11 protein-coding genes are annotated in these 13,739 nt (G+C 58.8%); 10 read left to right on the forward strand and 1 reads right to left on the reverse strand.

Annotation, left to right across the window (positions count from 1 at the left end; genetic code table 11):
* Window positions 1–34 precede the first annotated feature (34 nt).
* The 3 genes from acnD (at window position 35) to prpD (ending at window position 5,558) form a co-directional block, all read left to right on the forward strand.
* A complete protein-coding gene (acnD, locus tag CKW20_RS05130) occupies window positions 35–2,632 on the forward strand; it encodes a Fe/S-dependent 2-methylisocitrate dehydratase AcnD (RefSeq protein WP_095051929.1) in 2,598 nt (865 codons plus the stop codon).
* A 54-nt stretch (window positions 2,633–2,686) separates the two neighbouring features.
* Complete coding sequence (gene prpF / locus CKW20_RS05135) at window positions 2,687–3,877, forward strand: 2-methylaconitate cis-trans isomerase PrpF (RefSeq protein ID WP_095051930.1); 1,191 nt, start codon at window positions 2,687–2,689, stop codon at window positions 3,875–3,877.
* 196 nt (window positions 3,878–4,073) lie between these two features.
* A complete protein-coding gene (prpD, locus tag CKW20_RS05140; protein WP_095051931.1) occupies window positions 4,074–5,558 on the forward strand; it encodes a 2-methylcitrate dehydratase in 1,485 nt (494 codons plus the stop codon).
* A gap of 121 nt (window positions 5,559–5,679) precedes the next feature.
* Here prpD and CKW20_RS05145 read toward each other — a convergent pair whose 3' ends face one another.
* Entirely contained in the window at window positions 5,680–6,498 is an 819-nt protein-coding gene (locus CKW20_RS05145; protein WP_018925255.1) for a pyruvate, water dikinase regulatory protein, read from the reverse strand.
* A gap of 174 nt (window positions 6,499–6,672) precedes the next feature.
* Here CKW20_RS05145 and ppsA point away from each other — a divergent pair, with 174 nt between their 5' ends.
* From ppsA to sigX, 7 genes are all read left to right on the forward strand, one after another.
* Window positions 6,673–9,048, forward strand: a complete 2,376-nt coding sequence (gene ppsA / locus CKW20_RS05150) for a phosphoenolpyruvate synthase (protein WP_095051932.1) — start codon at window positions 6,673–6,675, stop codon at window positions 9,046–9,048.
* Window positions 9,049–9,139: 91 nt separating this feature from the next.
* Window positions 9,140–10,129 carry an alpha/beta fold hydrolase gene (locus CKW20_RS05155; RefSeq protein WP_095051933.1) on the forward strand — a complete coding sequence of 330 codons (990 nt, stop codon included), beginning with the start codon at window positions 9,140–9,142 and terminating at the stop codon, window positions 10,127–10,129.
* A gap of 174 nt (window positions 10,130–10,303) precedes the next feature.
* Window positions 10,304–10,795 carry a ribonuclease E activity regulator RraA gene (gene rraA / locus CKW20_RS05160; RefSeq protein WP_095051934.1) on the forward strand — a complete coding sequence of 164 codons (492 nt, stop codon included), beginning with the start codon at window positions 10,304–10,306 and terminating at the stop codon, window positions 10,793–10,795.
* Window positions 10,796–10,820: 25 nt separating this feature from the next.
* Window positions 10,821–11,816, forward strand: a complete 996-nt coding sequence (locus CKW20_RS05165; RefSeq protein ID WP_095051935.1) for a zinc transporter ZntB — start codon at window positions 10,821–10,823, stop codon at window positions 11,814–11,816.
* A 63-nt stretch (window positions 11,817–11,879) separates the two neighbouring features.
* Window positions 11,880–12,128: a hypothetical protein gene (locus tag CKW20_RS05170; protein ID WP_007940635.1), complete on the forward strand. Its 249-nt coding sequence runs from the start codon at window positions 11,880–11,882 to the stop codon at window positions 12,126–12,128.
* A gap of 2 nt (window positions 12,129–12,130) precedes the next feature.
* On the forward strand, window positions 12,131–12,955 hold the full coding sequence (locus CKW20_RS05175; RefSeq protein WP_095051936.1) for a mechanosensitive ion channel domain-containing protein: 825 nt from the start codon (window positions 12,131–12,133) through the stop codon (window positions 12,953–12,955).
* An 86-nt stretch (window positions 12,956–13,041) separates the two neighbouring features.
* On the forward strand, window positions 13,042–13,632 hold the full coding sequence (gene sigX / locus CKW20_RS05180; RefSeq protein ID WP_032834987.1) for an RNA polymerase sigma factor SigX: 591 nt from the start codon (window positions 13,042–13,044) through the stop codon (window positions 13,630–13,632).
* The last annotated feature ends 107 nt before the right edge of the window (window positions 13,633–13,739 follow it).

The raw sequence follows: 13,739 nt of genomic DNA on the forward strand, positions 1-13,739 counted from the left end.
CACCCTTTGAAACCACCGTGACCGAGTCCTGACGATGAACACAGAATTCCGCAAACCGCTGCCAGGTAGCCATCTGGATTATTTCGACGTCCGCGCGGCGGTCGATGCCATTGCGCCCGGCGCCTACGACACCCTGCCGTACACCTCCCGCGTGCTGGCGGAAAACCTTGTGCGTCGCTGCGACCCGGCCACGCTCACCGAATCCCTGAAGCAATTCATCGAGCGCAAACGCGATCTCGATTTCCCATGGTTCCCGGCCCGCGTGGTGTGCCACGACATTCTCGGCCAGACCGCCCTGGTCGACCTTGCCGGCCTGCGCGACGCCATCGCCCTGCAAGGTGGTGACCCGGCGCAAGTGAACCCGGTGGTGCCGACGCAGTTGATCGTCGACCACTCTTTGGCCGTTGAGCGCGGTGGCTTCGATCCCGAGGCGTTCGAGAAGAACCGCGCCATCGAAGACCGTCGCAACGAAGACCGTTTCCACTTCATCAACTGGACCAAAAAAGCCTTCAAGAACGTCGACGTGATCCCGCCGGGCAACGGGATCATGCACCAGATCAACCTGGAGAAAATGTCGCCGGTGATTCAGGTGCGTGACGGTGTGGCCTTTCCCGATACCTGCGTCGGCACCGACAGTCACACCCCGCACGTCGATGCGCTGGGCGTGATCGCCATTGGTGTGGGTGGTCTGGAAGCGGAAAGCGTGATGCTTGGCCGTGCATCGTGGATGCGTTTGCCGGAAAGCGTCGGCGTTGAGCTGACCGGTAAGCTGCAACCGGGCATCACCGCCACCGACATGGTGCTGGCGCTGACCGAGTTCCTGCGCAAGCAAAAAGTGGTGGGCGCGTGGCTGGAATTCTTCGGTGAGGGCGCTTCGGCGCTGACCTTGGGTGACCGCGCGACCATTTCCAACATGGCCCCGGAATACGGCGCCACGGCGGCAATGTTCTACATCGACCAACAGACCATCGACTACCTGAAACTCACTGGCCGTGAAGACGAGCAAGTGCAGCTTGTGGAGAATTACGCCAAGCAGACCGGCCTCTGGGCCGACAGCCTCAAAGGCGCGCAATACGAGCGAGGGCTGACTTTCGACCTGTCCTCGGTGGTGCGTAACATGGCTGGCCCGAGCAACCCGCACGCCCGTGTCGCCACGTCCGATCTCGCGGCGCAAGGCATTTCCGGTCAGTGGGACGACGTGCCCGGCCAGATGCCGGACGGCGCGGTGATCATCGCCGCCATCACCAGTTGCACCAACACCAGCAACCCACGCAACGTGATTGCCGCTGGCCTGCTGGCGCGCAACGCCAACAAGCTTGGTTTGACCCGCAAGCCATGGGTCAAGTCGTCCCTGGCGCCGGGTTCGAAAACCGTGGCGCTGTACCTCGACGAAGCGGGTCTGACCGATGAGCTCGAGCAGCTCGGCTTCGGCGTCGTGGCCTTTGCCTGCACCACGTGCAACGGTATGTCCGGCGCGCTGGACCCGGTGATCCAACAGGAAATCATCGACCGCGATCTGTATGCCACCGCAGTGCTCTCCGGCAATCGTAACTTCGACGGGCGGATTCACCCGTACGCCAAGCAAGCGTTTCTCGCTTCGCCGCCATTGGTGGTGGCTTACGCCATCGCCGGGACCATCCGTTTCGACATCGAAAAAGATGTGCTGGGCCTGGACGCGAACGGCAAGGAAATCCGCCTGAAAGACATCTGGCCGAGCGACGAAGAAATCGACGCGGTGGTCAAGGCTTCGGTGAAACCGGAGCAGTTCCGCCAGGTGTACATTCCGATGTTTGCCATCCACGAAGACACCGGCCCGAAGGTCACGCCGCTGTATGACTGGCGCGAGATGAGCACCTACATCCGCCGTCCGCCGTATTGGGAAGGCGCGCTGGCCGGCGCTCGTCCGCTCAAGGGCATGCGCCCGCTGGCGGTGCTGCCGGACAACATCACCACCGATCACCTGTCGCCTTCCAACGCGATCATGCTCAACAGCGCCGCCGGTGAATATCTGGCGAAAATGGGCCTGCCGGAAGAAGACTTCAACTCCTACGCCACGCACCGCGGCGACCACTTGACCGCGCAGCGCGCGACGTTCGCCAACCCGAAACTGTTCAATGAAATGGTTCAGGAAAACGGCAAGGTCAAGCAGGGTTCCCTGGCGCGAGTCGAGCCGGAAGGCCAGGTCATGCGCATGTGGGAAGCCATCGAAACCTACATGGAACGCAAGCAGCCGCTGATCATCATCGCCGGCGCCGACTATGGTCAGGGTTCGTCCCGTGACTGGGCGGCCAAAGGCGTACGTCTGGCGGGTGTGGAAGCGATCGCCGCTGAAGGCTTCGAGCGCATCCATCGCACCAACCTGGTGGGCATGGGCGTGCTGCCGCTGGAATTTCAGCCGGGCACCGATCGTCACACACTGGCCATCGACGGTAGCGAAACCTACGACGTGATCGGCGACCGCACCCCGCGTGCGACGCTGACGCTGGTGATCAATCGCAAGAATGGCGAACGCGTCGAAGTGCCAGTGACCTGCCGCCTCGACACCGCTGAAGAAGTGTCGATCTACGAGGCCGGCGGCGTGTTGCAGCGTTTCGCTCAGGACTTCCTCGAAGAATCGGCGGTCGCCGTTTAACAACGATGTGCGGACACGGGATTTCAGGCCCGTGTCCGTCTATAAGGGGCACCAATGGCTCACGCACCTCAGATTAAAATCCCCGCCACCTACATGCGCGGCGGCACCAGCAAAGGCGTGTTCTTCAGCCTGAAAGACCTGCCCGAAGCGGCACAAATTCCAGGCCCGGCTCGCGATGCGTTGTTGTTGCGCGTGATCGGCAGTCCCGACCCGTACGACAAGCAAATCGACGGCATGGGCGGTGCGACGTCCAGCACCAGCAAAACCGTGATCCTGTCGAAAAGCCTCAAGGCCGATCACGACGTCGATTACCTGTTCGGTCAGGTCTCCATCGACAAGCCTTTCGTCGACTGGAGCGGCAACTGCGGCAACCTGTCGGCGGCGGTCGGTTCGTTCGCCATCAGCAATGGACTGGTGGACGCCAGCCGCATTCCACACAACGGTGTGGCGGTGGTGCGCGTGTGGCAGGCCAACATTGGCAAGACCATCATCGCCCATGTGCCGATCACCAACGGCGAGGTTCAGGAAACCGGCGATTTCGAACTCGACGGCGTGACCTTTCCGGCAGCCGAAGTGCAGCTCGAATTCATGGACCCGGCGGCGGAAGAAGAGGGTGGCGGTGGTTCGATGTTCCCCACCGGCAATCTGGTGGATGACCTCGAAGTGCCGGGCGTCGGTACACTCAAGGCGACCTTGATCAACGCCGGCATTCCGACCATCTTCATTAATGCCGAAGACATCGGCTACACCGGTACCGAATTGCAAGGCGCTATCAACGGCGACCTGAAGGCCCTGGCGATATTCGAAACCATCCGCGCTTACGGCGCGTTGCGCATGGGGCTGATTCAGCACCTGGACGAAGCGGCCAAGCGTCAGCACACACCGAAGGTGGCGTTCGTCGCCAAACCGGCGGATTACATTGCGTCCAGCGGCAAGGCGATTGCGGCCACCGACATTGACTTGCTGGTGCGTGCGCTGTCCATGGGCAAACTGCACCACGCGATGATGGGCACCGCAGCGGTGGCCATCGGCACGGCGGCGGCGATTTCCGGCACGCTGGTCAACCTGGCGGCGGGCGGTATCGAACGCAATGCAGTACGCTTCGGTCATCCCTCCGGCACCTTGCGCGTGGGCGCCGAGGCCAGCCAGGTCAACGGTGAATGGACCGTGAACAAAGCCATCATGAGCCGCAGTGCGCGGGTGTTGATGGAAGGTTATGTCCGAGTGCCGGGGGATTATTTCTAAACACACATCCCCCCTGTAGGAGCTGGCTTGCCAGCGAAGAGGCCGTCATATTGAACATCATTGTTGCCTGTTATACCGCCTTCGCTGGCAAGCCAGCTCCTACAGGATTTCATTTTCAAAACAAGAAATCGGTAACCGACTCAGACTACCCTGAACCGAGGTCCCATCAACGAACCACTGACCGAGTGAATCGAACATGAGCGCCAACGTCGACCTGAACAACCGCCCCGACTACGACACGGTCCTGCAGGACATCGCCGACTACGTCCTCAACTTCAAAATTGAATCTACCGAGGCGCTGGATACCGCCCGCAATTGCCTGATGGACACCCTCGGCTGCGGTCTGCTGGCCCTGCGTTTCCCCGAATGCACCAAACACCTGGGACCTATCGTCGAAGGTACCGTCGTTCCCTTCGGTGCTCGCGTGCCTGGGACCAGTCACCGTCTCGATCCGGTCAAAGCCGCCTGGGATATCGGTTGCATCGTCCGCTGGCTCGATTACAACGACACTTGGCTCGCCGCCGAATGGGGGCATCCGTCCGATAACCTCGGCGCCATTCTCGCGGTGGCCGACCACCTGTCGCAAAAACGCCTGGCCAATGGCGATGCCCCGCTGACCATTCGCGTGGTACTGGACGCCATGATCATGGCTCACGAAATTCAGGGCGTGATCGCACTGGAAAACTCGTTCAACCGCGTCGGAATCGATCACGTCATCCTGGTGAAAATCGCCTCGACCGCCGTCACCGCCAAGCTCATGGGCGCCAATCGCGAGCAACTGCTGTCGGCGTTGTCCCATGCCTTTGCCGATGGCCAAGCGCTGCGCACTTACCGGCATGCGCCGAATGCCGGGTCGCGCAAATCCTGGGCGGCAGGGGATGCGTCCAGTCGTGGCGTGCGTCTGGCGGACATTGCGATGCGCGGGGAGATGGGCATTCCCGGCGTGCTGACCGCCAAACAATGGGGGTTCTACGACGTACTGTTCAGCCACACCAACAATGACCTGGCGCTCAAGCCTGAAGAAAAGCGCACTTTCAGCTTTTCCCGGCCGTTCGGTAGCTACGTGATGGAAAACGTGCTGTTCAAGATCAGTTTTCCTGCCGAGTTCCACGCGCAAACCGCCTGCGAGGCCGCCGTCACCTTGCATCCATTGGTCAGGAATCGCCTGCACGAAATCGACAGAATCGTCATCACCACCCATGAATCGGCTATCCGCATCATCTCCAAGGTCGGCCCGCTGGCCAATGCCGCGGACCGCGATCACTGCCTCCAGTACATGACCGCCGTACCTCTGGTGTTCGGCAATCTGGTGGCCGAGCAGTACGAAGACGACTTCCACGCGGTGCATCCGATTATCGATGTGCTGCGCGAAAAAATGGTTATCGTCGAAGACCCGCGTTTCACTCGCGAATACCTGGAGCCGGACAAACGCTCTATCGCCAACGCGGTCCAGGTGTTCTTCAAGGATGGCTCCAGCACCAAAAACGTAGTGGTGGAATACCCGATCGGCCATCGCCGTCGTCGCACCGATGGTATTGCGCTGCTGGAAGACAAGTTCAAGGCCAATCTGGCGACGCGCTTCACGGCGCAGCGCAGTGCCGAGATCTTTGCGTTGTGCAAGGATCAGACAGCGCTTGAGGCGACGGCGGTGAACCGGTTTGTGGATTTGTTTGTGATCTAGGAGAAGGAGACCGCGTTATCGTTCTTCGCGGGCAAGCCTCGCTCCTACAGTGATGTGTCGTTTACAAAACCCTGTAGGAGCGAGGCTTGCCCGCGAAGGCGGTGTAACTGCCGCCGAAAATCTACTTGAACCGCCGCTCCACACCTTTCTCTACTAAAATCTTTGCAGAGATCTCTTCCACGGAGAAATGCGTGGAATTGATGTGGGGAATATTCTCGCGTCGAAACAGATTCTCCACTTCGCGCACTTCGAATTCGCACTGCGCGTAGCTCGAATAGCGGCTGTTGGGCTTGCGTTCGTTGCGGATTGCGGTAAGCCGGTCCGGGTCGATGGTCAGGCCGAATAGCTTGTGGTGATGGGCGCGCAGGGCGGTCGGCAGTTGCAGGCGCTCCATGTCGTCTTCGGTCAACGGGTAATTGGCCGCGCGGATGCCGAATTGCATCGCCATATACAGGCACGTCGGCGTCTTACCACATCGCGACACGCCCACTAGTATCAGGTCGGCCTTGTCGTAATAGTGGGTGCGGGCGCCATCGTCGTTGTCGAGGGCGAAGTTCACCGCCTCGATGCGCTCCATGTAATTGGAGTTGTGGCCGATGGAATGGGATTTGCCGACGGTGTAGGAAGAATGCTCGGTCAGTTCCTGTTCAAGGGGCGCCAGGAAGGTCGAGAAAATGTCGATCATGAAACCATTTGACGTTGCGAGAATCTCACGAATGTCCTGATTGACGATGGTGTCGAAAATAATCGGACGAAAACCATCGTTTTCGGCGGCTTTGTTGATTTGTTGTACCATGGCCCGCGCTTTATCTGCGTCGTCGATGTACGGCCGTATGATTTTGCTGAAGGTAATGTTTTCGAACTGCGCCAACAGGCTTTGGCCGAGGGTTTCGGCCGTAATGCCCGTGCCATCGGAGATAAAGAAAGCAGATCGTTTCATTTGCACCTTGGGCCTTAAGCTAGTGACGATTCTTGGATATAGTAGGCGCGATTTGTCGGCCACCCATGGCCAGCATTCTCACTTATTTTCCAGGTCCAGGCCATACAGCCGGCAAATGCTCCCTCGAGTCGCCGGCTTCTGAGCTTTTCCAACACAGTTAGTGGAGAGATCACCTTGGTAGAGTACGTAGTTTCCCTCGATAAGCTCGGCGTCCATGATGTAGAGCATGTGGGGGGCAAGAACGCATCCCTGGGCGAGATGATCAGTAACCTTGCAGGTGCCGGTGTATCGGTGCCCGGTGGCTTCGCCACGACAGCTCAGGCTTATCGTGATTTTCTGGAACTGAGCGGTCTGAACGACCAGATCCACGCCGCCCTCGACGCGCTGGATGTCGACGATGTGAATGCCCTGGCCAAAACCGGCGCCCAGATCCGTCAATGGATCATGGAAGCCGAATTCCCCGAGAAGCTCAACGCCGAGATCCGCACCGCGTTCGCCACGCTGTCGGCCGGCAACCCTGACATGGCCGTTGCCGTGCGCTCTTCCGCTACCGCCGAAGACCTGCCGGATGCTTCCTTCGCCGGTCAGCAGGAAACCTTCCTGAACATCCGTGGGGTCGAAAACGTTATTCGCGCCGCCAAAGAAGTGTTCGCTTCCCTGTTCAACGACCGTGCGATTTCCTACCGCGTCCACCAGGGCTTCGACCACAAGCTGGTTGCCCTGTCGGCCGGCGTGCAGCGCATGGTCCGCTCCGAAACCGGCACCGCCGGTGTGATGTTCACCCTCGATACCGAATCGGGCTTCCGTGACGTGGTGTTCATCACCGGCGCCTACGGCCTGGGTGAAACCGTCGTACAAGGCGCGGTGAACCCGGATGAATTCTATGTCCACAAAGGCACGCTGGAAGCCGGTCGTCCGGCCATCCTGCGTCGCAACCTGGGCAGCAAAGCCATCAAGATGATTTACGGCGAAGTGGCCACGGCCGGTAAATCGGTCAAGACCATCGACGTGGACAAGGCTGATCGTGCACGTTTCTGCCTGAGCGACGCCGAAGTCAGCGAGCTGGCCAAACAAGCGATGATCATCGAGAAGCACTACAAGTGCCCGATGGACATCGAATGGGCCAAAGACGGCGACGACGGCAAGCTCTACATCGTGCAGGCCCGTCCGGAAACCGTGAAGAGCCGCACCCAGGCCAACGTCATGGAGCGTTACCTGCTCAAAGAAACCGGCACCGTGCTGGTAGAAGGTCGCGCCATCGGCCAGCGCATCGGCGCCGGCAAGGTGCGGATCATCAAAGACGTGTCCGAGATGGACAAAGTCCAGCCAGGCGATGTTCTGGTTTCCGACATGACCGACCCGGACTGGGAACCGGTCATGAAGCGCGCCAGTGCCATCGTCACCAACCGTGGCGGTCGTACCTGCCACGCGGCGATCATCGCCCGCGAGCTGGGCATTCCGGCCGTGGTCGGTTGCGGCAACGCCACCCAGCTGTTGAAAGACGGCCAGGGCGTAACCGTTTCCTGCGCTGAAGGCGACACCGGTTACATCTTCGAAGGCGAACTGGGCTTCGACATCAAGAAAAACTCCGTGGATGCCATGCCGGATCTGCCGTTCAAGATCATGATGAACGTCGGCAACCCGGACCGCGCCTTCGACTTCGCGCAACTGCCGAACGCCGGTGTGGGCCTGGCCCGTCTGGAATTCATCATCAACCGCATGATCGGCGTGCACCCCAAAGCGCTGTTGAACTACGACGGCCTGCCGCAAGAAATCAAGGACAGCGTCGACAAGCGTATTGCCGGTTACGACGACCCGGTCGGCTTCTATGTCGAGAAACTGGTCGAGGGCATCAGCACCCTGGCGGCAGCGTTCTGGCCGAAAAAGGTCATCGTGCGTCTGTCGGACTTCAAGTCCAACGAATACGCGAACCTGATCGGCGGCAAACTCTACGAGCCGGAAGAAGAGAACCCGATGCTGGGCTTCCGTGGCGCTTCGCGTTACATCAGCGAATCGTTCCGTGACTGCTTCGAGCTCGAGTGCCGCGCCCTCAAGCGCGTGCGCAACGAGATGGGCCTGACCAACGTCGAAATCATGGTGCCGTTCGTTCGCACCCTGGGCGAAGCGAGCCAGGTGGTCGATCTGCTGGCTGAAAACGGTCTGGCCCGTGGCGAAAACGGTCTGCGCGTGATCATGATGTGCGAACTGCCGTCCAACGCGATCCTGGCTGAAGAGTTCCTCGAGTTCTTCGACGGCTTCTCCATCGGCTCCAACGACCTGACTCAGCTGACACTGGGCCTGGACCGTGACTCCGGGATCATCGCGCACCTGTTCGACGAGCGTAATCCTGCGGTCAAGAAGCTGCTGGCCAATGCTATTCAGGCCTGCAACAAGGCCGGCAAGTACATCGGCATTTGCGGTCAGGGTCCTTCGGACCACCCGGATCTGGCCAAGTGGCTGATGGAGCAGGGCATCGAAAGTGTTTCGCTGAACCCCGACTCCGTGCTGGAAACCTGGTTCTTCCTGGCTGAGGGTCAGGCTTCGGCTTGATGTGAATGAAGCCTCGGCCAAGTGGCCGGGGCTTTAAGTATCAAGCAGGGCGGGCTCCTCTGGATGCCGCCCTTTTTTGTGCAAGAGCATTATGCAAAGCAGCAGCAATCTATTTCCTGTCGCCCTGATCAGCGCCGAACGGCGCGGTGATTTGAGCGAAGACGTCTATCGTTTGAAACCCGGCAACAGCCCCGACGGCACCGTCGAATTGGCTGTCACACGCTTGGGCCTGGCCGATGAGCCGGCGGTGCGTGGCGTGCCGGTGATTCTGTTGCACGGCAGTTTTTCCAATCGACGGTTCTGGTTCTCTCCCAAAGGTCTGGGGCTGGGGGCTTATCTGACGCGTCTGGGATTCGATGTGTGGATTGCGGAAATGCGCGGACATGGCTTATCTCAGCGCAACCAGGACTATCGCAATAACAGCGTCGCCGACTACGCACGTTACGATTTGCCTGCCATTGGCGCGTTCGTACGCGAGCAAAGTGGCCAGATCCCACACTGGATCGGTCATTCGCTGGGCGGGATCACCCTGGCGGCGGCGCTGGGCGGTGAATACATCGGCGAACCGGTAGTGGCCTCTGCGGCGTTTTTCGGCACGCAGGTCAGCCGCACCTACTGGCCATTGAAGTTTCCACCGGTGGAGTGGAGCGGACGCTTTATTCTCAAGCGATTTGCCCAGCTGTCAGGTTCACGGCTCAAGCGCGGCCCGGAGGACGAGCCGATTGGCCTGGCCCTGGAAAGCATGCGCTGGTACGGGCTGTTCGGCCGTTTTGGCGATGCCGACAAGGACTGGTGGGCGGGTTTGGCCGAGGTTCAGTTGCCAGTGCTGGCCGTGAGCGCCGCGGGCGATCATCAGGACCCGACCTGGGCCTGCCGCAAGCTGTTCGATCAGGTTGGCTCCGAGCACAAGCAATTCATCACTCTTGGCCGCGAGCAAGGCTTTGGCGATAATTTCGGTCATGTGGAAATGCTTGTCAGCAAGGCTGCGCAGGCTGAAGTCTGGCCGTTGGTGGCGCGTTGGCTGGCGGATCAACAGACGCCGTTGCTGGGTGGAAAGCCGGATTTTGTCACTGCAGTTTGAGCCTGATGCTCTAACAAGGGCATTTCGCTCTGAACGGCTTGCGGCTAAGATATGACGCATTGAGCGGTTCTGGTCACTTTTGGTGGCTGATTTGATCGGCGCGTTTCAGCTGTTCAGCCCTGGCCCGCGTAGGCTGCCTACTCGATTGTCTTCCTTTTTTACAGGAGTTTCTCGATGAACCATTACATCACGCCTGACCTGTGCGATGCCTACCCGGAGCTGGTGCAGGTGCTGGAACCGATGTTCAGCAATTTCGGCGGCCGTGATTCTTTCGGCGGCGAAATCGTGACCATCAAATGTTTCGAAGACAACTCGCGGGTCAAGGAGCAAGTCGAGCTCAAGGGGAATGGCAAAGTGCTGGTGGTAGACGGTGGCGGTTCCCTGCGTCATGCGTTGCTGGGTGACATGCTGGCCGAGAAAGCCGCGAAAAACGGTTGGGAAGGGCTGGTGATCTACGGTTGCATCCGTGACGTCGATATCATCGCACAGACCGATCTGGGCGTTCAGGCCCTCGCCAGCCACCCGAGGAAATCCGACAGGCGCGGGCTCGGCGATCTCAACGTTGTGGTGACGTTTGCCGGTGTGACGTTCCGTCCCGGCGAATACATTTATGCGGACAACAATGGCGTGATCATTTCGCCAAGTCCGCTGCAGATGCCTGAATAAAGCGCGCTTCATTAAAGGGGTGAGGATGTTCGAGGAAGAAAACGCGCAATGGGGGCTGGTACATGCCCTGGTGCTGGACGGTAAAGGCGGTGCGCGTTCGATAGCCCGGACTGAACTCGATGATTTGCAGCTGCAGGCCCATGAAAGCCTGTGGCTGCACTGGGATCGCAGTCATCCACAAACCCAGACCTGGCTGCGTCAATCCAGCGGTCTGAGTGAATTTAGTTGCGACTTACTGCTGGAGGAGAACACCCGGCCGCGCCTTTTGCCGTTGCCGGACTCCGAACTATTGCTATTTCTGCGCGGGATCAACCTCAATCCAGGTGCCGAACCGGAAGACATGGTCTCGGTGCGGATCTTCGGTTCAGCCCAGCGGGTGATCTCCCTGCGTCTGCGGCCGTTGCGCGCCACCGATGAGTTGCTGGTACAACTGGCCGAAGGCAAAGGGCCGAAAACCGCCTCTGAACTCATTCTTTATATGGCGCAGTACCTCACCCATAAAGTGCAGGATCTGGTCAGCTGCCTCTCCGAAATCGTCGATGAGGAAGAAGAAAAGCTGGATGCCGACGAACGGTATACACCTGAGCACGGGACCGTATTGCAGATCCGTCGCAGGGCGGCCTCACTCAAGCGTTTTCTGGCGCCGCAACGGGATATTTTTGGTCAGCTGACGCGGATAAAAATGCCATGGTTCGTTGAAGACGATGCCGATTACTGGAACGAATTGAACAACAGCCTGACCCGTTATCTCGAGGAGCTGGAATTGACCCGGGAGCGCGTGGGGCTAGTCCTGGAGGCCGAAGACCGGCGTTTGAGCGTGCGCATGAACCGCACGATGTACCGCTTCGGGATCATCACCGGGATTTTTTTGCCGATGAGTTTTCTGACCGGTCTTTTGGGTATCAACGTCGGCGGCATTCCGTTCTCCAGCAGCCCTTATGGCTTCCTGATCGCCTGCTTGCTGGCAGGTTCGGTAGCGCTGGGGCAGTGGTGGCTATACCGACGTTTGCGCTGGTTCTGATGATGAGTCATGTGACCCGGGCAAATTTGACCGCGTCTTTCACAGATATCACGAGAGGTGCGTATGCACGATCCGTTCGAACAGTCTTTGCGTGACATGCTCAAAGCTTCGCCGTCCAGCCGTGACGACGATGCCTGCCTGGGCCGCGTGCTGAAAACCGCCAACCGCCAGGTCGGTGCCGGCGATCTGTTCAGCCTGCTGGGCCGCTGGCTGCCCGCGCTGATGATCGCCCTGAATAACGGATCGGCCCATGTCGCGCCGGTTTCCCGTCTTCGTAAACCTACCGCTCGCACTGCTGATAAGGCTGATTGAATATGGAACTTGATCTCTGGACTCAGAGCCTCGTCACTGCAATGACTGCGTTATGGACCAAAGTTGCGAACTTCATTCCGAACCTGTTCGGCGCACTGGTTGTGCTGCTGCTGGGTTTTGTCGTGGCCAAACTGTTGGACACGCTACTCTCCAAATTGCTTGCCAAACTGGGCCTCGATCGCTTGATGGGCGGTACCGGGCTGACCAAGTTGCTATCCCGCGCCGGCTTGCAGGTGCCTATCTCGACGCTGATCGGCAAGATCGTCTATTGGTTCGTTCTGCTGATTTTTCTGGTTTCAGCCGCAGAATCACTTGGACTTGAGCGAGTTTCGGCTACGCTGGACATGTTGGCGCTGTATTTGCCGAAAGTATTCGGTGCTGCGCTGGTACTGCTGGTGGGTGTTTTGCTGGCGCAACTGGCCAATGGGCTGGTGCGTGGCGCGGCAGAAGGCGTAGGGCTTGATTACGCCGCGGGCCTGGGGCGAATTGCCCAGGGCCTGGTGATCATCATCAGTATTTCGGTTGCGATCAGCCAGTTGGAGGTCAAAACAGACCTGCTCAACCATGTGATCGTGATCGTTTTGATTACCGTCGGTCTGGCGGTTGCGCTGGCGATGGGCTTGGGAAGTCGGGAAATTGCCGGTCAGATTCTTGCGGGAATCTATGTGCGTGAGTTGTATCAGGTTGGGCAGGAAGTGCGTATTGGCGAGGTCGAAGGTCAAATCGAGGAAATCGGCACGGTTAAAACCACCGTGCTGACCGACGAGGGTGAGCTAGTCTCTCTCTCGAATCGGATTCTCTTGGAGCAGCATGTGAGTAGCCGCTAACCCGGCAAATCCTGCTAATGTATGCCGCCGCAAAATGCCCTGAGGGGCTGCGGCGGACATTGACCTGACTGTCGGCCAGACTTGTTTTGAATAAAGCTCAATCGCTCTCCACGCGCTACGACCCCCGCGAGCTCTCTGATGAGGAGTTGGTCGCGCGCTCGCATACCGAGCTGTTTCACGTAACGCGCGCTTATGAAGAACTGATGCGGCGTTACCAGCGAACATTATTTAACGTCTGTGCACGGTATCTCGGGAACGATCGTGACGCAGATGATGTCTGTCAGGAAGTGATGTTGAAGGTGCTGTACGGCTTGAAGAACTTCGAGGGCAAATCGAAGTTCAAGACATGGCTGTATAGCATCACGTACAACGAGTGCATCACGCAGTATCGGAAGGAACGGCGAAAGCGTCGCTTGATGGACGCTTTGAGTCTGGACCCCCTCGAGGAAGCGTCTGAAGAAAAGACGCCGAAACCCGAGGAGAAGGGTGGACTTGATCGCTGGCTGGTGTATGTGAATCCGATTGACCGTGAAATTCTGGTGCTACGATTTGTCGCAGAACTGGAATTTCAGGAAATCGCAGACATAATGCACATGGGTTTGAGTGCGACAAAAATGCGTTACAAACGCGCTCTAGACAAATTGCGTGAGAAATTTGCAGGTATCGCTGAAACTTAGTTCGGCGCAAATATCTCTTACGTGTAGGCAAGTTCTGATAGACTTGCCGCCGAGTTGTCCCCCGGTTTGCGGGACTGCTTCACAATCACCAGATGGGGATTTAACGG

This window comes from Pseudomonas sp. Irchel s3b2 (genome assembly GCF_900187445.1).
GTDB lineage: Bacteria > Pseudomonadota > Gammaproteobacteria > Pseudomonadales > Pseudomonadaceae > Aquipseudomonas.

Bases quoted from the DNA above. Each gene is read 5' to 3' on its own strand.
- acnD (WP_095051929.1), top strand. From the start codon at position 35: ATGAACACAGAATTCCGCAAACCGCTGCCAGGTAGCCATCTGGATTAT.
- CKW20_RS05170 (WP_007940635.1), top strand. From the start codon at position 11,880: ATGCACGATCCGTTCGAACAGTCTTTGCGTGACATGCTCAAAGCTTCG.
- CKW20_RS05165 (WP_095051935.1), top strand. From the start codon at position 10,821: ATGTTCGAGGAAGAAAACGCGCAATGGGGGCTGGTACATGCCCTGGTG.
- CKW20_RS05175 (WP_095051936.1), top strand. From the start codon at position 12,131: ATGGAACTTGATCTCTGGACTCAGAGCCTCGTCACTGCAATGACTGCG.
- prpD (WP_095051931.1), top strand. From the start codon at position 4,074: ATGAGCGCCAACGTCGACCTGAACAACCGCCCCGACTACGACACGGTC.
- prpF (WP_095051930.1), top strand. From the start codon at position 2,687: ATGGCTCACGCACCTCAGATTAAAATCCCCGCCACCTACATGCGCGGC.
- rraA (WP_095051934.1), top strand. From the start codon at position 10,304: ATGAACCATTACATCACGCCTGACCTGTGCGATGCCTACCCGGAGCTG.
- CKW20_RS05145 (WP_018925255.1), bottom strand. From the start codon at position 6,498: ATGAAACGATCTGCTTTCTTTATCTCCGATGGCACGGGCATTACGGCC.
- CKW20_RS05155 (WP_095051933.1), top strand. From the start codon at position 9,140: ATGCAAAGCAGCAGCAATCTATTTCCTGTCGCCCTGATCAGCGCCGAA.